We start from the raw sequence: 1,173 nt of genomic DNA on the forward strand, positions 1-1,173 counted from the left end.
CAGGGGAATCGCTTCAGGTTAACGCGGTGTCTTTGGTGAGGAGTTTTTGGAGGTAGTCTGGGTTGAGATTGGCGAGTTTTCGGCGGACCTTGAGGCTGTGCTTATCGTCTTGAGCGCGCACGAGGTTCATGGCCATGTGTTTGACGACCGCCATATTTTGGGGTCCGGATCCGGTTCTGAGGCGCGCAAGGTCGTCATGGAAGACGACATCGAGGACCCAGTGAAGCCGGTTTTCAATGCCCCAATGGGCGCGCACGGCAGCGGCGAAGCTTTTGGCATCGAGCTTGGCAGAGGAGAGATAATAGCGTCGCTCTTGCTCGAGACGGCCATGGCGTTCGACTTCGGTTTCGACCATCGCGATCATGGCGAGATGCGGGAAGCGTGGTTCGTCAGGATAGCGCCGGTCGGAGAACAGCCAATCCACCTCATGGCATACGACATGACGCCTGGTCTCGAGGCGGCCATGATCCTTTTCGACCGTTTCGAAGGGCTTGGAGATCTGGTCGGCGGGCGGATCGGCAAAGAAGCGGACCACATCTTTATGGGTGGCAGGCCGGTTGGCTTTGAGCGCCAGCAGATAATCGCCGCCCTTCGCCACAATCTTTTCGGCGATCTCGCTCTGGGTCCCCATGGCGTCGATCGTCACCAGTGCGCCCTTGAGCTCCAGTCGCTCGAGCAAGCGCGGGATGGCGACGATCTCGTTCGATTTATGCTCGATGGCCTCCTGCCCAAGGACCAGACGCTGGCGCGTCGCCCAGGCTGATACCATGTGCAGCGGATCACGGCCGCGGCCGCGGTCATGCGACCGGCGCGAGGTCTTGCCGTCGATCGCGATGATGTCCGGATCCTGCTCGCGAAGCGTCTCTACCCAGCTTGCAAAGCAGGATTTGAACAGCTCCTCGTCGATCGCATTCATCACGTCGTTCAAAGTGTCGTGCGCCGGTATCCCGCGCTCGAAGGGCAGAAAGCGGCGCAGAAAGTCCAGGCGTTGCTTCCCCCACAGCCTGATCTCGACAAAATCCTCCATGCCGCTCAGCGTCGCGGACAGAACCAGAAGCAGTATCTCCCGAAGAGGATAGATCACCCGCCATTGCTGACGCGGATCCTTCAGCGCCGAAAAATGATCCAGTAGCGATACAGTGCCGACCATCAAATGCCCCTTCCAAATGTGGA

General features: G+C 59.2%; 1 protein-coding gene. It reads right to left on the bottom strand.

Translation table 11 applies throughout. The features are described from left to right. Window positions 1–13: 13 nt before the first annotated feature. Window positions 14–1,150 carry an ISAs1 family transposase gene (locus tag B5X69_RS20725; RefSeq protein WP_079640346.1) on the bottom strand — a complete coding sequence of 379 codons (1,137 nt, stop codon included), beginning with the start codon at window positions 1,148–1,150 and terminating at the stop codon, window positions 14–16. Window positions 1,151–1,173 lie beyond the last annotated feature (23 nt).

Origin of the sequence: Sphingopyxis flava (genome assembly GCF_900168005.1) — a bacterium.
In the GTDB taxonomy this organism is placed as follows: domain Bacteria; phylum Pseudomonadota; class Alphaproteobacteria; order Sphingomonadales; family Sphingomonadaceae; genus Sphingopyxis; species Sphingopyxis flava.